This is a genomic window from Isoptericola sp. GX10416 (assembly GCF_056590155.1).
The window spans coordinates 95,178-113,312 of sequence record NZ_JBWPVO010000008.1; the positions used below are offsets into that span (position 1 = coordinate 95,178).

Genomic DNA, 18,135 nt, shown 5'->3' on the forward strand with positions numbered 1-18,135 from the left:
CTGAGTCAGGGCCGGCGGGCCTGCGCGGCGAGCAGGTCGCGGATCTCGGTCAGCAGCGCGAGGTCGGCATCCGGCTCCTCCGCGACCTCGTCCTCGACGCGACGGCGGCGCTCGGCGTACATGTTCATGGGCATGACGACGACGAAGTACAGGGCCGCCGCCACGATGAGGAAGTTGAGCACGGCCTGCAGGAAGAGGCCGATGCTGAAGAAGGCCCCGTTGAGCTCGAAGGTGCCGACCCCGGAGATGTCGGGCTCGCCGAAGATCGCGGCGATGAGCGGGTTGAGGATCCCGTCCATCAGACCGGTGATCACCAGGGCGAACGCGCTGCCGATGACGATGCCGACGGCGAGGTCGACCACGTTGCCACGCATGATGAACGTCTTGAAGCCAGCCAGCATGTCCCGTCCTCCTTGAGCGGGGGAGCGCTTCTCGCCCCCACCGTGTCTCAGGGTACGAGCACGGCGGCGACGGTGCCCCACCGGGCGCCGGCCGACACGGCGGCGGCCTCCTCCGGGTCCACCGCCACCAGGGTGACGGCGGCGTCCTGCGTGGCGGGCGCGGCGTTGCCGAGGAGACCGCCCGCGCCGTCGGCATCGTCGTCGTCCGCGAGCCCCGGCAGGACGAGCGCGCGGCGCGCGAGGCGTTCGTCGGCGTCGTCGGTCGAGAGGAGGTCGACGCGGTCGCCGGGGCGCAGCCACGCGGCCTCGGTGAGCCGGACGCCGACGACGACCGTGCCGTCGGGCGCCCGTTCGGCCATCCCACCCCCGGCGACCAGGTCGGCGTGCACCGGGGTCCCGGCGGGCACGGCGACGGCGGGTGAGCGGCCGACGGCGTCGGCCGGGTCGGTCAGCATGCCGTCCGGGGCGAGCTCGGCCGCCACCGTGAGCGTCGTGAGGTCGCCGGCGCGCAGCGTCGTGCCGGCCGGCAGCGCACGAGCGGCGACGACCACCTCGCGGGTGGCGGGGACCTCGGGTCGCATCGCGTCGACGGTGATGCCGGCGGCCACGCCGCAGCACAGGGCGGCGACGACGAACCGGCTGCGCCAGGCGACCGTCCGCGCGTGGCGGGCCAGGCGGGACGTGGTGGAGGGCTCCATGCCGGGCACGCTAGGGCGCGCGGCGCGGCCGGTGCGGTCGCCGTCGTGCGCCGGTGGACCGCCTCCACCTGGGGGTGGCCTCGGGTGCCCGCGTCAGGCGGAGGCGGCCTTGGACGCGCCCGAGGAGCCCGACCCCGAAGAACCCGACGAGCCGGAGCCCGACGAGCCGGAGCCCGACGAGCCCGACGTCGAGGAGCCCTTGTCGGAGCCGCCGGACTTCTTGTCGGACGAGCCGGAGGTGCCGGACGACGAGCCGCCCGAGCTCTTCGACCCGTTGCGCGAGTCGGTCCGGTAGAAGCCGGAACCCTTGAAGGTCACGCCCACCGAGCCGTACTGCTTGCGCAGCCGCCCGGAGCACTCCGGGCAGACCGTCAGCGAGTCGTCGGTGAACGCCTGGTGGATGTCGAAGGCGTGGCCGCAGTCGGCGCACCGGTAGGCGTAGGTGGGCACGGGTTCTCCTCGTCGGGCTGGCACTCAGATGATGCGAGTGCCAATCATACGCGGACGGTAGTCTCGCCTGCGTGTCAGCGAGCGACCTCCCCTCAGCGAACGAACCCGACGAGACCCGACCGCCCGAGGACGCAGGCGAGGAAGAGCCCGTCCCCGGGCCCCGCTCCCGCCTGCGGCGAGGAGTGGTGGGGATCGCGGTGGTCGTGGCGCTCGCCCTCGTCGCGACCGTGACCTTCACCGTCGTCACGGTCCGCAAGCCGCTGCCGGAGACCTCCGGGACGCAGAACGTGCCCGGGCTCGCCGGCGAGGTCACGGTGCACCGCGACGAGCAGGGCGTGCCGCAGGTGTACGCATCGACCGCGGAGGACCTCTTCGCCGCGCAGGGGTACCTGCACGCCCAGGACCGGTTCTTCGAGATGGACTACCGCCGGCACGTGACGTCGGGGCGGCTCGCCGAGCTCGTCGGCGACGTCCCCACCGCGATCGACGCGGACAAGGTCATCCGCACCTTCGGCTGGCGCGAGGTGGCCGAGGAGGAGTGGAACCTCATCTCCCCGGAGTCGCGCGGCTACCTGCAGGCGTACGCGCAGGGCGTCAACGCCTACCTCGCCGACCGCAGCACGGACGAGATCGCCCTCGAGTACACCGTGCTCGGTGCCACGGTCGACGTCGCGACACCCGCGCCCTGGGACCCGGTCGACTCCCTCGCCTGGCTCAAGGCGATGGCCTGGGACCTGCGCGGCAACTACGACGACGAGCTCGACCGGGCGCTCGCGTACGGCGCGCTGGAGGACGTCGAGCTCGTGGACGAGCTCTTCCCGAGCTTCGTCGAGGGCGGTAACACCCCGATCCTGGCGGAGAGCGACCTCGTCGAGGACGACGGGCGCAAGGGCTCGCGCACCGCGCCGGCCGACGTCGCCTGGCGCGGCGACGCGCTCGGCGGCGCCGTCTCGTCGGCCGCCGCGGCGCTCGACGCCGTACCCGTCCTCGTCGGTACCGGCGACGGCGCCGGGTCGAACTCCTGGGTGGTCTCCGGTGACCTCACCGCCTCCGGCTCGCCGATCCTCGCCAACGACCCGCACCTCGCGCTGGACGTGCCGAGCCTGTGGTCCCAGGTGGGCCTGCACTGCGAGCAGGTCTCGGCGGACTGCCCGTTCGACGTGTCCGGGTTCTCGTTCGCGGGATTTCCGGGCGTGATCATCGGGCACAACGCCGAGCTCGCCTGGGGACTGACCAACATGGGCGCCGACGTGACGGACTTCTTCGTCGAACGCGTGCGCGACGACACGTGGCTGCGCGACGCGGACGCCGAGGAATGGGTCCCCATGGAGTCGCGCACCGAGACGATCCGTGTCGCGGGAGCAGACCCGGTCGAGCTGGAGGTGCGCTCGACCGACCACGGTCCGGTGGTGTCCTCGGTGCTCGACGTGGGCGCCGTCGTCGGCTCCCCGACCGAGGTGGGCACCGACTTCGGCGAGTACGCGGTCTCGCTGGCCTGGACCGCCCTCGAGCCGGGCCGGACGGCGGACGCCATCTTCGCGATGGCCGCCGCGGCCGACGCCGAGGACGTCCAGGAGGCGGCCGCGATGTTCGACGTGCCCGCCCAGAACATCGTGTTCGCCACGACCGACGGGCACATCGGCTACCAGGCGCCGGGCCGCATCCCGGAGCGGAAGCGGGTCTCCGGACCGGTGCCGGCCGACGGCACCTGGCCGCGACCCGGTTGGGACCCCCGGTACGACTGGCGCGGCTGGGTCGACGCGGAGGAGATGCCGCGGTCGCTGGATCCCGAGGAGGGGTTCATCGTCGCGGCCAACCAGGCGGTGCTGCCCCACGGCGTCGGACCGGACCTGTCGAAGGACTGGGACCACGGCTTCCGCTCCGAGCGCATCCGCGAGCTGATCACGCAGCAGGTCGCGGCCGGGCGGCCTTTCTCGGTCGAGGACATGAACAACCTGCAGAACGACGACTGGTCGCCGTTCGCCGCAGCGCTGGTGCCCGCCCTGCTCGACGTCGAGATCGACGACCCGTACGACGCGGACGGCCAGCAGCTGCTCGCCGGCTGGGACTACACGACGGAGACGGACTCGGCGGCCGCCGCCTACTTCAACGCGGTGTGGCGCAACCTGCTGCGCACCACCTTCTGGGACGACGTCCCGGAGGGCATGCGGCCGACCGGCGGGTCGCGGTGGCTCGTCGTGGTGCGCGACATGCTCGAGCGGCCGGAGCACCCGTTCTGGGACGACCGCTCGACCGTCAACGTGGTCGAGACCCGCGACGAGGCCCTCACCCAGGCGCTGGTGACCGCGCGGGGCGACCTCACCGTCGAGCTGTCCAAGGACGCGACGGACTGGCGGTGGGGCGCGCTGCACACGCTGGCGCTGGAGCACCCGGTGATCGGCGGGGAGTCGGTGCCCGCCCTGGTGCGCGACTACGTCAACCCGCGACCGGTCGAGATGGCCGGCGGCAGCTCGATCGTCAACGCCACCTCGTGGGACGCCTCGACGGGCAGCTTCCGGGTGACCACCGGCCCGTCCATGCGGATGGTCGTGGACCTGGGCGACCTGGACGCCTCGACGTGGGTGACGGTGACCGGCACGTCAGGCCACCCGGCGTCGTCCCACTACACCGACCAGCTCTCGGCGTGGGCCGACGGCGAGACGTTCCCGTGGCCGTTCAGCCGCGCAGCCGTCGAGGAGGCGGCGAAGGACACCGCGACCCTCGTGCCCTGAGGTCCTGCCGCTCCCGGTGACTACGCCGCCGGGAGCGGCAGCCAGCCGTCCGGGGTCGCGACGGCGTGCACGGCCACGTCGTGCTCCAGGACCGGCAGCGGTCGCTCGGCAGCGTCGTAGAGCTCCTCCGGGAAGACCAGCGCGATGGACCGCACACCAGGACGCACCTGCTTCAGCACGCGGTCGTACCAGCCGCCGCCCTGCCCGAGCCGGGTGCCGCTCGTGTCGACGGCCAGCGCGGGGGCGATGACGACGTCGGCCTGCGTGATGGCCTCCGCGCCGAGACTGGGCCCGCCCGGCTCCGGCGGCCGGCCCGGGGCCCGTTCGCGGAGGTCGTCCGGACCGGTGTAGTCCGCCCAGTCGCGGGCGAGGCCCGCGCCGAGCACCGGGAGCAGCACCCGTGCGCCGCGCGCGGCGAGGCGCTCCAGCAGCGGCAGGGTGGAGGGCTCCGTGGGACGGGGGGAGTAGGCGACGACGACGGACGCCTCCTGCACGGCGGGGACGTCGGCGACGACCTCGGCGAGCGCCTTCGCCGCCTGGTCACGCAGCCGTTGAGAGCGTTCCGAGCGGTGGTGGCGGATCGCGCGCCGCAGCTCGTCCTTGGCATCTTCGGGTTCCATCCCCGCGACGACCGGGTACGGCTGATGCGCTGTCGAGGCCTTGAGGTCGCCGTGCATGTCCTTATTGTGGCAGGGTCCGGTGCCACGGGGACCCGGCGCGCCGGGTAGGTGGACGAGGGAACCGGGATGAACGATGCGAAGAGGTGGGCGGTGACCAGGCCCTGGCCGGTCACGCTCCGTGAGGACACGCCGTCGGGCGCCGTGGTGCTGCGGCCCCTGCGACGCCGCGACGGCGGCGAGTGGATGCGGCTGCGTCAGCTCAACGCGTCGTGGCTCCGGGCCTGGGAGGCCACCTCGCCGGGGGAACGGCCCGAGGCGACGTCGTTCGGCGACTACGTGCGCGCACTGAGCGCGCAGGCCCGGGCGGGCACCACCCTGCCGTTCGTGGTCGAGCTGGACGGTGCGCTGGTCGGCCAGCTCACCGTGTCCTCCATCCAGTACGGTTCCCTGTGCTCGGCGAGCATCGGCTACTGGGTGGCGCGCGAGTATGCGGGCCGCGGCATCATCCCGACCTCGGTGGCGATGGCGACCGACTACTGCTTCCTGGTGCTGGGTCTGCACCGCGTCGAGATCAACATCCGCCCGGAGAACGCGGCGAGCCTGCGCGTCGTGGAGAAGCTCGGGTTCCGGGACGAGGGAGTGCGGGAGCGTTACCTGCACATCCAGGGCGACTGGCGCGACCACCGGACCTTCGCGATCACCTCCGAGGAGGCGCCGGGTGGTCTGCTGGCGCGGTGGCAGCAGGCGCGCGACGGCGCCTGAACGGGTCAGGTCGCGGACACGCCGCCCGTCGGTGCGGCACGGCCCGCCCCGCCTCGCCTAACGTCGGCGTGTGGAGACGTCGCCGGCAGGACTCGCAGCCCTCGCGCTGTTCGTGCTGTGGCTGGGCTTCTGGGTCCCGCAGCGGTTGCGTCACCGTCAGCAGCTCGCCGACGCGCAGATCGACGACCGGTTCTCCGGCGGGCTGCGCGTCCTGGCCGTGGCGGACGGAGACGTCGCGGGCCGGTCTCGGCCGGAACGACGACGGAAGGAGCGTGCGATGCGAATGGACCGTGACGAGCTCGCGCCGGTGACCGGCAGCGTGCCGCTCGTGGGCGCACGGACCGCCGGGCCGCCGTCGGGCGCCACGCCGCGGGTGCGGACCCAGCGGCTGGCCGTGCTGGAGCGGCGGGCGGCACGCGCGCGCCGACGCCTGGTGGTGACGCTGGGGTTCGTGCTCGCCACCGCCGGCACGTGGACCGCGGTCGGGCTCGGTCACCTGCCGTGGTGGGGCGCGGTGGTGCCCTCGGCGGCGCTCGCCCTCGTCCTCCTGCTCGGCCGGGTCGCCGTGCTCGCGGCGCGGCGCTCGGACGCGCGGTGGCGTGCCGAGCGGCGGGCGGAGCAGCAGCGCGCGACGCAGCAGCGGACCCTCGCGCACGGTGGTCCGTACGCCCCGCGCAACCGCGCACGGGTCACGGGCCGCGCGGTGCACCCCTCGGACACCAGCACGCGGATGATCCCGCGCGTGCAGCCCGCGGCGCGGCCCCAGACCGCGCCGGACCGCTCCGCGGAGGACACCGGCACCCCGGCCGGACGCCGGGCGACGTCGCGGGAGCCGACGGCCTCCGCGAGCGTGCGGCACTCCGGCGACGGCGCGAGCGAGGCCGACGACTCGGAGCGTGTGCCGGCGGCGCCCCGCACGGCACGCCCCGAACCGGTCGGCGGCGAGCCCTGGGAGCCGGTGCCCGTCCCGCTGCCCACGTACGTGACCAAGCCCGCCGCGCCGCGTCGCGAGCAGGCCACGACCGTGCCGACGCACGAGACGCGCGTCGAGCCAACCGAACCGGTGCGCGAGAGCGCCCCGGTCGCTGCCTCGGCGGCGTCGGCGGCATCCGCCCCGACAGCCCCGGCCGGTGCGGCGCGTGACGCGCACGACGCCTCGCTGACCACGGAGGAGCCGCGCCCGCGGACCGAGACGCTCGGGCTGCCGCTGGAGCAGATCCTGGCGCGGCGTCGGGCCGCGGGCTGAGGTGCCCGCGGCCCTGCCGTCGGTGCGATGCACGTCACGGCGACGACCAGCGGTTCGATTTGGTCAGGAGCCGTGGCGGGGTGCTAATCTGGCTACCGCTCCACGGGGCTATGGCGCAGTTGGTAGCGCGTCTCGTTCGCAATGAGAAGGTCGGGGGTTCGAATCCCCCTAGCTCCACGTCGATGATGTCTCAGGACGTCGGCACGGCCCGGTCCCACGAATCGTGGGTCCGGGCCTTTGTCGTGGGTGGGCGCTGCCCGTCGCGGCGGACGGCCGACGTGACCTGACGGCGGCGCAGCAGGCGCATGGCGTTGACGATGACGACCAGGACCGAGATCTCGTGGACGAGCATCCCGACGGCCATGGTCACCCCGCCGGCGAAGACGCCGGCCAGCAGCAGCGCGACGGTGGCCAGAGCGATGGTGATGTTCTGGCGCATCGTGGTCACGGTGCGACGGGCCAGCGTGACGGCCTCGGGCAGCTTGAGCAGGTCGTCGCCCATGAGGGCGATGTCGGCGGTCTCCACCGCCACGGCCGAGCCGGCCGCACCCATCGCCACCCCGATGTCCGCCACGGCGAGGGCCGGGGCGTCGTTGACGCCGTCGCCGACCATCGCCACCACGTGGCCACGGGCCTGCAGGTCGCGGACCGCGTCCAGCTTGTCCTCGGGCAGCAGGCCGGCACGGACCTCGTCGACGCCGGTGGCCGCGCCGACGGCCTCGGCGACCGACGGTGCGTCACCGGTGAGCATGACGACGGACCGCACGCCGGCATCGTGCAGGTGGCGGACCATCGACGCGGCGTCGGTCCGGACCTGGTCGGCCACGCCGATCACTCCGGCCACGGCGTCGTCCACCGCGACGATCATGGCCGTCGTTCCGGCGGCGGCCAGCTCGTCGGCGACCTGGGCGGCGCCGACGGTGTCGGCGACGCCGTGCTGCTCCAGCAGTGCGAGGTTCCCGACGAGGACGCGGTGCCCGCCGGTCGTGGCCGCGATGCCCTTGCCGGGCACCGGCTCGGTGGACTCGGGCAGCCCGGGCGCTCTGACGCCCTCAGCAGCGGCAGCCTCCAGGACGGGTCGGGCGAGCGGGTGCTCGGAGCCGGCCTCGGCGGCAGCGGCCCACGCCAGCACCTGGCTGCGGTCCAGGGCCGGGTCCAGCACGACGACGTCGGTCAGCTGCGGGCGGCCCTCGGTCAGGGTGCCGGTCTTGTCCACCGCGACGGCCGTGATCCTGGCCGAGCTCTCCAGGTACTCCCCGCCCTTGATGAGGATGCCGTCCTTGGCCGCCCGGCCGATGCCGGCGACGACGGAGACGGGGATGGAGATGACCAGCGCGCCGGGGCAGCCGATGACCAGCAGCGTCAGCGCCAGGACGACGTCACCGGTGACGAGGCCGGCCAGCAGGGCCAGAGCCATGATGCCGGGGGTGTACCAGGTGGCGAAGCGGTCCGTGAGCTGTGCGGTCCGGGCCTTGGCGTCCTGAGCCTCCTCCACGCGGTGGACGATGCGGGCCAGCGTGGTGTCCGCGCCGATCCCGGTGGCGCGGACCTGGAGGAACCCGCCGCGCGAGACGGTGCCGGCGAAGACGCGGTCCCCGGCGGTCTTCTCCACGGGGATGGACTCGCCGGTGATGGAGGCCTCGTCGAGGGCGCCGGTCCCGTCGACGACCTCGCCGTCGACCGGGACCTTGGCGCCGTTCTTGACCAGGACCGTCTCACCGACGGCGACAGCACCGGCGGGCACCTCGACCTGGTGGCCGTCACGCAGGACGACGGCGACGTCGGGGGCGACGGCGACCAGCTCGGCCAGCGCCGAACGGGTCTTGTTCATCGTGCGTGCCTCGAGGGCGTGCCCGACGGCGAAGAGGAAGGTGACCGCGGCGGCTTCCCAGTGCTCCCCGATGATGACCGCGCCGATCGCGGCCACGGAGACGAGCAGGTCGATGCTGATGCTTCGCACCATCAGCGCCCGCACGGCCTTGATGACGATGGGGGTGCCCGCGACGACGGCGGCGGCCACCATGAAGAGGTCGCCGACCGCGTCCGAGCCCAGTACGCGGGCGACGAGGAACGACGCCAGGATCAGTACCCCGGAGACCGTGGGCACCGCCCACGGGCCGTGCCGCCACTGCTGCAGTCTGTTCATCGTGCACTTCCCTTCACCGCCGGCCCCGGTTCCCCGGGGCTCGGCGAGGTCTCTTGCGTACGGGGCGGGTCAGAAGGCTGCCGGGCGGGCGACGTACCCTGCCCTGGCGACGGCGGCGACGAGGTCGTCCACGGACGCACTGACCGGGTCGTGGTCCACCTCGATGCGGGCCGAGGCGAACTGGACCCGGACCGAGCGGACGCCGTCCAGTCGGCCGACCTGCTTCTCGATCTTGCCCACGCAGGAGGGGCAGGAGAATCCCTCGGCGCGCAGGACGGTGCGGGTGGTGGCGGGAGCGGTGCTGCTCATCGTCGGTGTTCCTTCCGTGCGATGTGTCTTCCCCTTCTGCGAGGGGCTGTGACTGTGACGTTACGAGCGGCCGCCGCGGCGGACCATGACGGGCATCAATCAACCGCACAATGGGTTCATGACTGAGCATCTGCCGGCCGCTGAGCCGACCTTCGCCGCGTCCGTCGACAGCGGCGCCTGCACGCTGTTCTCGCACGCCGACGTCGTCGCGGCGGCACGCGACCACGAGACGTTCTCCAACGCGGTGTCCCGCCACCTGCAGGTGCCCAACGGGCTCGACGGCGCCACGCACTCGGCGTTCCGCGCCGTCGTCGACCGCTACTTCACCCCGGAGCGGATGGCGGAGTTGGAGCCCGTGGTGCACCAGGTGGCGGCAGACCTGACGGCCGAGCTCGAGGTTCCCGGTCCGATCGACGCCGTGGAGACGGGCGCCCGGTTCGCCGTGCGGGCACAGAGCGCCTGGCTGGGCTGGCCCGCGGACCTGGAGGAGGACCTCCTGCGGTGGATGGCGGACAACCGGGCCGCGACCCGTTCGCGGGACGCTTCGCGCACCGCGGAGGTGGCCGCGCGGTTCGACGCCATCATCCGGTCCCTGACCGACACCCGCCGGGAGGCCGGTGACCGTGCCCCCGACGACGTGACCACCGACCTGGTGCGGGACCGTGTCGACGGCCGAGAGCTCACCGATGACGAGATCGTCTCGATCCTGCGGAACTGGACGGGCGGCGACCTGGGATCCATGGCGTTGTGCGTGGGCGTGGTGCTCGCCTACCTCGCCGACCACCCCGACGTGCAGGACCGGGTGCGCTCGGGCGTCTCCGACCGAGAGCTCGACGCGATCCTCGACGAGATCCTGCGGATCGACGACCCGTTCGTCGCGAACCGTCGCATCACCACGGAGCCGGTCACGGTGGCGGGACGGGTGCTCGCCGCGGGCGAACGTGTCGTGCTGCACTGGACCTCCGCGAACCGCGACCCGCAGGTGTTCGGCGACCCGGACGCGTTCGACCCGGAGGGCAACGCGCCGGACAACGTCGTCTGGGGCGTCGGGAAGCACGTGTGCCCAGGACGCCCGCTCGCGACCCTCGAGCTGCGGATCCTGACCCGCGCGGTGCTGCACGCGACCACGGCGGTCGAGCCCGACCCGGACCGGGCCCGGGAACGCTCGCTGCCACCCCTGGGCGGGTTCGCCGCCGTCCCGTTGCGCCTGCGGTGAGCGACGCCCGTGGGCGCCGTCACGGGCCTGCGTCGGGTCAGTCGCTCAGGGCGGCGAGGCGGTCCGGGTCCAGGACGGCGGTCCAGCGGCGCCCGGAGTCGATGACGCCGTCCTTGCGCAGCCGGCTCATCACGCGCGAGACGGACTCGGGGGTGGAGCCGGTCATCCCGGCCAGGTCGGCGCGGGAGAGCGGCAGCTGGATGAGCGTGCCGCCCCCGGCGCGGCCCTGACCGAACTTCTCGGCCAGCCGCAGCAGGGTGGCGGCCACCCGCTGGGTGACGGTGGCGGTGGACTGCGCGGTGACGTCGGAGCGGGCCCGGGACAGCAGCGCGGCCGTGTCGTCCAGGACGCGCAGGGCCACCCGGGGATGCTCGGTCAGGACGCGGCGGAACGCGTCGGTGCCGATGCGCAGCGCGCAGGTGGTCTCCATCGCCCGGACGGTCTCGCTGTGGGTGGGCTGGCCCAGGGTGTGCAGGGCGCCGAAGAGGTCCCCGGGGCCGAGGATGTCGACGACGACGTCCTGACCGGTCGATGCCGTGCGCACGGCCTTGGCGCGTCCGGTGGCCATGACGTAGAGATGCTCGGCGGGCTCCCCCGCGGTGTAGAGCGGGTCGTCCTCGGCCCAGGCCAGGGACACCATGTGCCTGTCGATCCCGAGGAGCTCGTCGGGCGAGAGACCCTCGAAGAGCGGGACCTGGCCGAGGACCTTCCGGCGCACGGACGCAGAGCAGTGGTGGGGCTGGGCACAGGTGGTCCGCAGCGGCACCCGGCGCCGCGTCGTCGAGCGGTCGGGCGTCGGGCTTCCGGTCACGACGTCACCTCCCCGGGGCGCAGATCGAGCCGGCGCAGCAGCTGGGCGTTGAGGGCGACCACGACCGTCGAGAGCGACATGAGGGCCGCCCCGACGGACATCGGCAGCACGAACCCGATCGGAGCGAGCACGCCGGCGGCCAACGGTACGGAGACGAGGTTGTACCCGGCAGCCCACCACAGGTTCTGCTTCATCTTGCGATAGCTCGCACGGGACAGCTCGATCACCGAGAGCACCGACCTGGGGTCGTCGCTGGCCAGGACGACCCCGGCGGACGCGATCGCGACGTCGGTCCCCGCGCCGATCGCGATCCCGACGTCGGCCTGCGCGAGCGCCGGGGCGTCGTTGACCCCGTCACCGACCATCGCGACCCTGCGTCCCTCCTCCTGCAGCCGGCGCACCTTCGCGGACTTGTCCTCCGGCCGGACACCGGCGAAGTACCGGTCGATGCCGAGCTCGTCCGCGACCGTCGCGGCCACGGCCTCGGCGTCGCCGGTGATCATGACGACCTGCACGCCCTGGGCGTGCAGCGCGTCGACGGCCTGGCGGGACTCGGGACGGACCTCGTCGGCGAGCGCGAGGGCACCGGCCACGCGGCCGTCCACCAGCACGTGGAGGATGGTCGCGCCGTCCGCGCGCCACCGGTCGGCGGCTGCCAGCTCGCTCGCGTCGTGCTGCACGAGCAGGTGGGGGCCACCCACCGCGACCGTCCGCCCCTGGACGGTGGCGCTGACGCCCACGGCCGGGGAGGACGTGAAGTCGGCGGCGCCGGAGACCTGCAGACCGCGGGCCCGTGCCGCCTGCACGATCGCGCGCGCCAGCGGGTGCTCGGAGTCGGACTCGGCAGCGGCCGCCAGCGCCAGGAGGGTGTCGCCGTCGTCGGCGGGGTGGACCTTGGTGACGGTCGGCTGCCCCTTGGTGAGCGTGCCGGTCTTGTCGAACAGCACGGAGGTGACGGTGCGCATGCTCTCCAGGGCGAGCCGGTCCTTGACCAGCACGCCACCCCGCGCCGCACGCTCGGTCGCGATGGAGACCACCAGCGGGATGGCGAGGCCGAGCGCGTGGGGGCAGGCGATGACGAGCACCGTGATCGCGCGGACGACGGCGGCGTCCGGCATCCCGGCGACCGACCAGACCGTCGCGGTGATCACGGCGGCGCCCAGCGCGAACCAGAACAGCCACCCGGCGGCCCGGTCCGCCAGTCGCTGCGCCCGGGAGCTGGAGCTCTGCGCGTCGCTGACCAGGCGCTGGATGCCGGCCAGGGCGGTGTCCTGGCCCACGGCGGTGACCTGGACGCGTACCCCGGAGTCGGTCGCGACGGTGCCGGCGACCACCGGGTCCCCGTCACCGCGACGCACCGGGCGGGACTCCCCGGTGATCATGGACTCGTCCATGCTGGCCGAGCCCTGCACGACGTGGCCGTCAGCAGGGACCCGACCGCCCGGCCGTACGACCACGACGTCGCCGACGCGCAGGTCGGACGGCGGCACGGTGACCACGTCCTCGCCCTCGACACGCTCTGCCTCGTCGGGCAGCAGCGCAGCCAGCGAGTCCAGTGCCGACGTCGTCTGGGCGAGGGACCGCATCTCGATCCAGTGGCCGAGCAGCATGACCACGATCAGCAGCGCCAGCTCCCACCAGAAGTCGAGCCGATGGTCCAGCAGCCCCAGGCTCGCGCCCCAGGACGCGAGGAACGCGACGGTGATCGCCAGCCCGATGAGCAGCATCATCCCGGGCTTGCGGGCCCGGAGCTCCGAGACCGCGCCGGTCAGGAAGGGTCGCCCGCCCCACGCGTACATCACCGTGCCGAGCACCGGGGACACCCAGGCCGTTCCCGGGCCGTCCGGCAGCGTGTAGCCGAGGATCGTCGCGAACATCCCGGAGAGCCCGACCACCGGCACCGCCAGCACGAGCATGATCCAGAGCAGACGTCGGTACTGGCCGACGTGGTCGCCGTGGCCTCCGTGGTCGCCGTGCGCAGTGTGGCCGTCGGCGTGCATGGCGTGCTCGTCCGACCCGCCGTGCCGGTCGTGCTGATGGTCGTGGCTCATGGTGGCCACCTTTCGCCCGGTGAGGCGGGCGAGCAAGTGGGGCGGCTCGGTGCGGTGCGCCGGTGCGCCGCGTCGACGACGCACCGGCGACGACAAGGACGCCCCGCCGGACCGCATGGGGGGCAGATCCGGCGGGGCGCCTCGTCGCAAAGTATCGGGGCCGGCTCAGGTGTCCCGCGGGGCAACCTCAGGAATTCGTCAAGGTCGCCGGCGGGCAGATGTTCGACACCCCGCCGGGTGGAGACGGGGGATATCACCCGGCGGGGCGTCTGCTGCCAAGTTATCCACGGAGTCTCAGCGTCACCTCGAGGGTGCCTCAGGGAGTGCTCAAGATCTGGGGCAGGAACGGTGGGTGCGGTGATCCGGCGGGTGAACGCCGTGAACGCCGGCTGAACAGCGTCGGTCGATATCGCTGCGGTGCCGCACGGCGGGCGGCGGGTGCGCCATGGTGGCCCCGTGCATGACGAGATCACCGAGGTGGCCCGGCACCGGCAGGTGCGGGGCGGCACCCGACTCGCAGGAGTGGCGTCCGACCTGGCCCGCCCCGTGGACGTGGTCAGCTCCACCATGCCCGTGGGCCAGCTGGAGGTGATGTTCCGCAACCCTGACGTGAGCTCCGTCGTCGTCACTGACGATGCCGCGGGTCGAGCCGGGATCATCATGCGGGCCGGTCTCACGGCCGCGCTGACGGGGCGGCTCGGCTACGGGCGCGCCGTGCTCGAGCGCAAACCGACGTCCGCCGTCACCGACTGGTCGCCCATGGTGGTGCACCCGCAGGACCCGGTGTCCTCCGTGGCCACCCGGGCGATGGAGCGGACGGACGCGCACCGCTACGACGACGTGCTGGTGGCCTCCGACCGGTGGCTCAGCGCCGGGACGGCCGACCTGATGCGCGCTCTCGTCGCGGCGCTGGCCGAGCGGTCGACGCACGACCCGCAGACCCGGCTGCCCACCCGGGCAGCCACCTGGCACTCCTTGGCGCGCCGGTGCGAGCTGGTGCACGGCACCGGGACCCGGGTGGTGCTGGTGCTGCTGGACGTCCACGGCATGACGCGCCTGAACGCCCGGCACGGCTACACGACGGGCGACACGGTGCTCGTCGAGCTCGCCGACCGGCTCGTCGGCGGCCTGCCGCGCGGCTGCGAGGCCGGTCGGGTGGACGGCGACCGCTTCGCCGTCCTCGCGACGCTGCCACCGATGGACGACATCCAGGCCGCCGCCTCGGCGGACCACCTGCGCCGCCACGTGCTGGCCAACCTGACCGAGCCGTCCGGCGCCGTCGACGTCCTGGTGTGGCCGGAGCTGCGTTCGTCCGTCGTCTGGTCGGTGGCCGGTGCCGCGGTCGCGGACGAGCTCGTCCGCGAGGCGGAGGCGCGGCTCAGCCGGGCCTCAGGGCAGGCGGCGCCGCCGCTGCGACAGGCCGTCTGACCGAACCGGCTGGTCCGGGGCATCGACCTCACGTCCGGAATGCGCGAGGATAGGCCCGTGCGTGTACGGAACGCCCGATTCGTCCTTCCTCTCGTCTGCGTGGCCGCGCTCGTCGTCGGCTGCGGCGCCGACGACCCACCTCCCGACCCTGCTGAGGTCCCGGCGGGGCAGGCCGTCGTCTCCGCACCGACGGCCCACACCCTGCTGCTCGGTGCCGCGGACCCGGCCGAGCTCGCGCTGACCACCAGCCAGCAGATCTTCGAGCGCTCCCCGGTTGCGGTCGTCGCCGAGGCTCACGACGTCGACGTCGGCGCAGCGGACGACGGCGCAGCGGACGACGGCGCCGCGGACGACGGCGCCGCGGTGCGGGCGGCGCAGGCCTCGGCCGCGGAGGCGCTCGGTGCTCCCGCCCTGCTCGTCGGGGGTGCGGTCTCCGCCCAGGGTGTCGCGGACGAGCTGGGCCGCCTGGGTGCGCAGGTCGCCGTGGTGGTGAGCGCCGAGCCGCCCGGCGCGGGTGCGCCCCTCGGCGCGGGAGGCGCCGGAGAGTCCGGCGGGCCCGACGACGCGACCGACGACACCTGGTCCGACGAGGGCACCGCGGTGGGCGCCGAGCTCAGCGAGGCCGAGCAGGCGGCCGCGACGGCGGACGTCGACGTCGTGCACCTGCGGGTCAGCGGGCTGCCGGATGCCGGCGAGGACGAGCCCGGTGCGTTGAGCGCGGCCGAGGTGGCGAGCCTGCAGGACGACGTCGGCGCGGCGCTCGCGGACGGTGCGTCACCCGAGCCGCAGGACCCTGCCGAGGTGCGGCTGCGTGAGGTGCTCGCGCTCACGGACCCGCAGCCCGGCCAGGAGGCGGCGATCGCGACCCTGCGTGCGGCCGGGGCCGTGGACCATGCGGTGCCGGGTGGCGACATCGCCGCCTCGCCCGAGTCGATCACGGAGATCGACCTGGCACAGGCGCTCGCCGTGGTCGGCGTGGGGCCGACGTTCGGCGGCGCCGCGGAGTTTGCCTGGCGGGTCGAGGCGGCCGAGCGGGGTGACCTGCTGCCGACGGGGACGCAGCAGCTGCTCCCGGCGCGCTACGTGACCACGGTGGCAGAGCCGTCGGAGGACCCGGCGGCGGTGACCGCACGGGCGGCGGCCGCGGCCGAGGCGTACGCGGGTCTGGGCGACGGTCCGGTGGTGCCGACCGTCGTCGTGCAGGCCGGTGCGGCGGCGGGGCGGCCCGCCGAGGAGCGCGTCGCCGAGCTCGAGCCGGTGGTCGACGCGGCCCGGGACGCGGGGCAGTACGTGCTGCTCGACGTCGCGGCGGGGGACTCGGCGCTGCTGGAGGAGGTGGAGCCGCTCGAGGAGCTGCTCTCGAGCCCGGGGGTCGGCGTGGCGCTGCACCCGGAGGATCGCGTCTCCGACGGCGTGCTGCCGTCCCAGCAGGTGTCGGTGGAGGAGGTGCAGGCCGTGATCACCTATATTGAAGGGGTGGTTACTAACCGCGGTCTGCCGCCGACGACGGTGCTCGTGCACCAGACGCGACCGGAGTCCGTCGTCGACCGTGAACGCCTCGCCGACGTGGCCGCCGGCACGGAGGCGGTGGAGATCGTCCTCGCCGCGGACCGGACCGGTGGGCCGACCACCGGCGAGTGGGTGTGGAACCGCGTGTCCGACAACGTCCCCGACGGGGTGCACACCGGCTGGGCGGGACCGACCTACCTCCCCGCCCAGGGCGCCGACCTCGTCCCCACGGACCCGGCGCCGCTGTTCGTCGCCGGGCCCTGAGCAGGAGAACCCCCGCATGCTTCCCCTCATCCCGTGGCCCACCGAGGTCACGCAGCCCGACGCCCCTGCCCTCGAGCTGCCCGCGGTGCGCGTCGACGCGCCCGACGCGCAGTTCGCCGAGCTCGTCGCCGAGCAGCTCTCGGCGGCCGGGGTGCCCCTCGCCGCCGCGGCGGACGCCGTGCCGTTCACGCTGCGCCTCGACACCGCCGCCGGACCCCAGGGCTCGGACAGCCCTGAGCGGTACACGCTCGCCGTGGGCGAGGGCGCGATCACCGCGACCGCTGCCGAGCCGGTCGGCCTGCTGCACGCCGCGCGCAGCCTGCGCCAGCTCGTGGTGCGCCCCGACGATGCGGCGGGACGGAGGGGGAGCGTCCCCGCCGTCGTCGTCCACGACGCCCCGCGCTACCGCTGGCGCGGGCTGTCCTTCGACGTCGTGCGCCACTGGTTCGGACCGGACGACATCCGTGCCGTCGTCGACCTCGTGGCCGCGTTCAAGCTGCGCGTGCTGCACCTGCACCTCACCGACGACCAGGGCTGGCGCATCGAGATCCCGTCGCGGCCCGAGCTGGAGAAGGCGTCCGACAACCAGGTCGGCGGCGGCTCCGCCGGCTACCTGACCGTCGAGGACTTCCGTGCGCTGCAGGACTACGCCGGGGCGCGCCACGTGACGATCGTCCCCGAGTTCGACATGCCCGGGCACGTCAACGCGGCCACGCACGTCTACGGCGGCCTGACCGACGACGGCGTCGCCACCGACGCGTACGGCGGCATCGAGGTCGGCTTCTCGCGGCTGTGGTTCGACAACCCCGCCACCGAACCCTTCGTGCGCGACGTCGTCGGCGACCTCGCACGCATGACCGACGGCGAGTGGGTGCACGTGGGCGGCGACGAGGTGCTGACCATGGAGCGCGAGGAGTTCGCGCGCTTCGTGGAGCTCGCGCAGCGCGTCGTGCGCGAGCACGGCAAGACGCCGGTCTTCTGGCAGGAGGGCGCACGAGGCCCGGTGGAGCCCGGGACGCTGCTGCAGTACTGGGAGCCGAAGGGCGAGGACCTCGACCGGTTCGTGGCGGCGGCCCAGGGTGGTGCACGGTTCATCATGTCTCCCGGCAACCACACCTATCTCGACATGAAGTACACCGCCGAGCACCCGTTGGGTCTGCAGTGGGCGGGCTTCGTCGAGCTGCGCGACTCCTACGAGTGGGAGCCCACCGCCGTGATCGAGGGCCTCCCTGCCGACGCCGTGGAAGGCGTCTCCGCCGCGGTGTGGACCGAGACGCTCACCACCCGTGACGAGCTGTTCTCGATGCTGCTCCCGCGGCTCGGCGCCGTGGCCGAGGTCGCCTGGACCTCCGCCGAGGCGAGAGACTTCGACGGGTTCACGGCCCGCACCGCGGCCCAGGCGCCGGCGTGGCGCTCCGCCGGGTGGGCGTTCCACCCGACGCCGCAGGTCGCCTGGTAGCTCCGTCCGACGGGTGGCTCCGCGCCGACGCCG

Annotated in this window: 15 protein-coding genes and 1 tRNA gene; 8 read left to right on the forward strand and 8 right to left on the reverse strand. The window is 73.9% G+C overall.

Annotated elements, in window-relative coordinates:
• Positions 1–5 precede the first annotated feature (5 nt).
• The 3 genes from mscL to ACWAT2_RS12895 all read right to left on the reverse strand — a co-directional run bounded on the left by mscL (position 6) and on the right by ACWAT2_RS12895 (position 1,549).
• Positions 6–401 carry a large conductance mechanosensitive channel protein MscL gene (mscL, locus tag ACWAT2_RS12885; RefSeq protein WP_402374380.1) on the reverse strand — a complete coding sequence of 132 codons (396 nt, stop codon included), beginning with the start codon at positions 399–401 and terminating at the stop codon, positions 6–8.
• A 47-nt stretch (positions 402–448) separates the two neighbouring features.
• On the reverse strand, positions 449–1,099 hold the full coding sequence (locus ACWAT2_RS12890; RefSeq protein WP_402374382.1) for an SAF domain-containing protein: 651 nt from the start codon (positions 1,097–1,099) through the stop codon (positions 449–451).
• Between the two features lie 93 nt (positions 1,100–1,192).
• Positions 1,193–1,549, reverse strand: a complete 357-nt coding sequence (locus tag ACWAT2_RS12895) for an FmdB family zinc ribbon protein (protein ID WP_402374384.1) — start codon at positions 1,547–1,549, stop codon at positions 1,193–1,195.
• Between the two features lie 182 nt (positions 1,550–1,731).
• On the opposite strand from ACWAT2_RS12895, the gene ACWAT2_RS12900 reads away from it, so the two are divergent.
• Positions 1,732–4,281: a penicillin acylase family protein gene (locus tag ACWAT2_RS12900; protein WP_402374541.1), complete on the forward strand. Its 2,550-nt coding sequence runs from the start codon at positions 1,732–1,734 to the stop codon at positions 4,279–4,281.
• Positions 4,282–4,301: 20 nt separating this feature from the next.
• On the opposite strand, the gene ACWAT2_RS12905 is transcribed toward ACWAT2_RS12900, so the two are convergent.
• Positions 4,302–4,958: a 5-formyltetrahydrofolate cyclo-ligase gene (locus ACWAT2_RS12905; protein WP_402374386.1), complete on the reverse strand. Its 657-nt coding sequence runs from the start codon at positions 4,956–4,958 to the stop codon at positions 4,302–4,304.
• A 69-nt stretch (positions 4,959–5,027) separates the two neighbouring features.
• Between ACWAT2_RS12905 and ACWAT2_RS12910 the strand changes: the two genes are divergently transcribed.
• The 3 genes from ACWAT2_RS12910 (at position 5,028) to ACWAT2_RS12920 (ending at position 7,086) form a co-directional block, all read left to right on the forward strand.
• A complete protein-coding gene (locus ACWAT2_RS12910; protein ID WP_402374388.1) occupies positions 5,028–5,663 on the forward strand; it encodes a GNAT family N-acetyltransferase in 636 nt (211 codons plus the stop codon).
• A gap of 70 nt (positions 5,664–5,733) precedes the next feature.
• Positions 5,734–6,909 carry a hypothetical protein gene (locus tag ACWAT2_RS12915; RefSeq protein WP_402374390.1) on the forward strand — a complete coding sequence of 392 codons (1,176 nt, stop codon included), beginning with the start codon at positions 5,734–5,736 and terminating at the stop codon, positions 6,907–6,909.
• Between the two features lie 104 nt (positions 6,910–7,013).
• Positions 7,014–7,086, forward strand: a tRNA-Ala gene (locus tag ACWAT2_RS12920).
• 13 nt (positions 7,087–7,099) lie between these two features.
• On the opposite strand, the gene ACWAT2_RS12925 is transcribed toward ACWAT2_RS12920, so the two are convergent.
• On the reverse strand, positions 7,100–9,055 hold the full coding sequence (locus ACWAT2_RS12925; protein WP_402374392.1) for a heavy metal translocating P-type ATPase: 1,956 nt from the start codon (positions 9,053–9,055) through the stop codon (positions 7,100–7,102).
• Positions 9,056–9,124: 69 nt separating this feature from the next.
• Positions 9,125–9,364, reverse strand: coding sequence for a heavy-metal-associated domain-containing protein (locus tag ACWAT2_RS12930; protein WP_402374394.1), 240 nt, complete (start codon positions 9,362–9,364; stop codon positions 9,125–9,127).
• 118 nt (positions 9,365–9,482) lie between these two features.
• Between ACWAT2_RS12930 and ACWAT2_RS12935 the strand changes: the two genes are divergently transcribed.
• Positions 9,483–10,580 (forward strand): cytochrome P450, encoded by a 1,098-nt coding sequence (locus ACWAT2_RS12935; RefSeq protein WP_402374396.1) that lies wholly within the window; start codon positions 9,483–9,485, stop codon positions 10,578–10,580.
• A gap of 37 nt (positions 10,581–10,617) precedes the next feature.
• Here the strand turns inward: ACWAT2_RS12935 and ACWAT2_RS12940 are convergent, their stop codons facing one another.
• A complete protein-coding gene (locus ACWAT2_RS12940) occupies positions 10,618–11,391 on the reverse strand; it encodes a Crp/Fnr family transcriptional regulator (RefSeq protein ID WP_402374398.1) in 774 nt (257 codons plus the stop codon).
• A complete protein-coding gene (locus tag ACWAT2_RS12945; RefSeq protein WP_402374400.1) occupies positions 11,388–13,442 on the reverse strand; it encodes a heavy metal translocating P-type ATPase in 2,055 nt (684 codons plus the stop codon). Before ACWAT2_RS12945 ends, ACWAT2_RS12940 begins: the two co-directional genes overlap by 4 nt.
• Before the next feature lie 456 nt (positions 13,443–13,898).
• On the opposite strand from ACWAT2_RS12945, the gene ACWAT2_RS12950 reads away from it, so the two are divergent.
• The 3 genes from ACWAT2_RS12950 (at position 13,899) to ACWAT2_RS12960 (ending at position 18,102) form a co-directional block, all read left to right on the forward strand.
• Positions 13,899–14,870: a diguanylate cyclase domain-containing protein gene (locus ACWAT2_RS12950; RefSeq protein WP_402374402.1), complete on the forward strand. Its 972-nt coding sequence runs from the start codon at positions 13,899–13,901 to the stop codon at positions 14,868–14,870.
• 99 nt (positions 14,871–14,969) lie between these two features.
• Positions 14,970–16,643 carry a hypothetical protein gene (locus tag ACWAT2_RS12955; protein WP_402374404.1) on the forward strand — a complete coding sequence of 558 codons (1,674 nt, stop codon included), beginning with the start codon at positions 14,970–14,972 and terminating at the stop codon, positions 16,641–16,643.
• Positions 16,644–16,659: 16 nt separating this feature from the next.
• On the forward strand, positions 16,660–18,102 hold the full coding sequence (locus ACWAT2_RS12960) for a family 20 glycosylhydrolase (protein WP_402374406.1): 1,443 nt from the start codon (positions 16,660–16,662) through the stop codon (positions 18,100–18,102).
• Positions 18,103–18,135: the final 33 nt, after the last annotated feature.

Coding starts and splice junctions, on each gene's coding strand:
- mscL (WP_402374380.1), bottom strand. CDS start 401: ATGCTGGCTGGCTTCAAGACGTTCATCATGCGTGGCAACGTGGTCGAC.
- ACWAT2_RS12890 (WP_402374382.1), bottom strand. CDS start 1,099: ATGGAGCCCTCCACCACGTCCCGCCTGGCCCGCCACGCGCGGACGGTC.
- ACWAT2_RS12905 (WP_402374386.1), bottom strand. CDS start 4,958: ATGCACGGCGACCTCAAGGCCTCGACAGCGCATCAGCCGTACCCGGTC.
- ACWAT2_RS12910 (WP_402374388.1), top strand. CDS start 5,028: ATGAACGATGCGAAGAGGTGGGCGGTGACCAGGCCCTGGCCGGTCACG.
- ACWAT2_RS12925 (WP_402374392.1), bottom strand. CDS start 9,055: ATGAACAGACTGCAGCAGTGGCGGCACGGCCCGTGGGCGGTGCCCACG.
- ACWAT2_RS12930 (WP_402374394.1), bottom strand. CDS start 9,364: ATGAGCAGCACCGCTCCCGCCACCACCCGCACCGTCCTGCGCGCCGAG.
- ACWAT2_RS12935 (WP_402374396.1), top strand. CDS start 9,483: ATGACTGAGCATCTGCCGGCCGCTGAGCCGACCTTCGCCGCGTCCGTC.
- ACWAT2_RS12945 (WP_402374400.1), bottom strand. CDS start 13,442: ATGAGCCACGACCATCAGCACGACCGGCACGGCGGGTCGGACGAGCAC.
- ACWAT2_RS12960 (WP_402374406.1), top strand. CDS start 16,660: ATGCTTCCCCTCATCCCGTGGCCCACCGAGGTCACGCAGCCCGACGCC.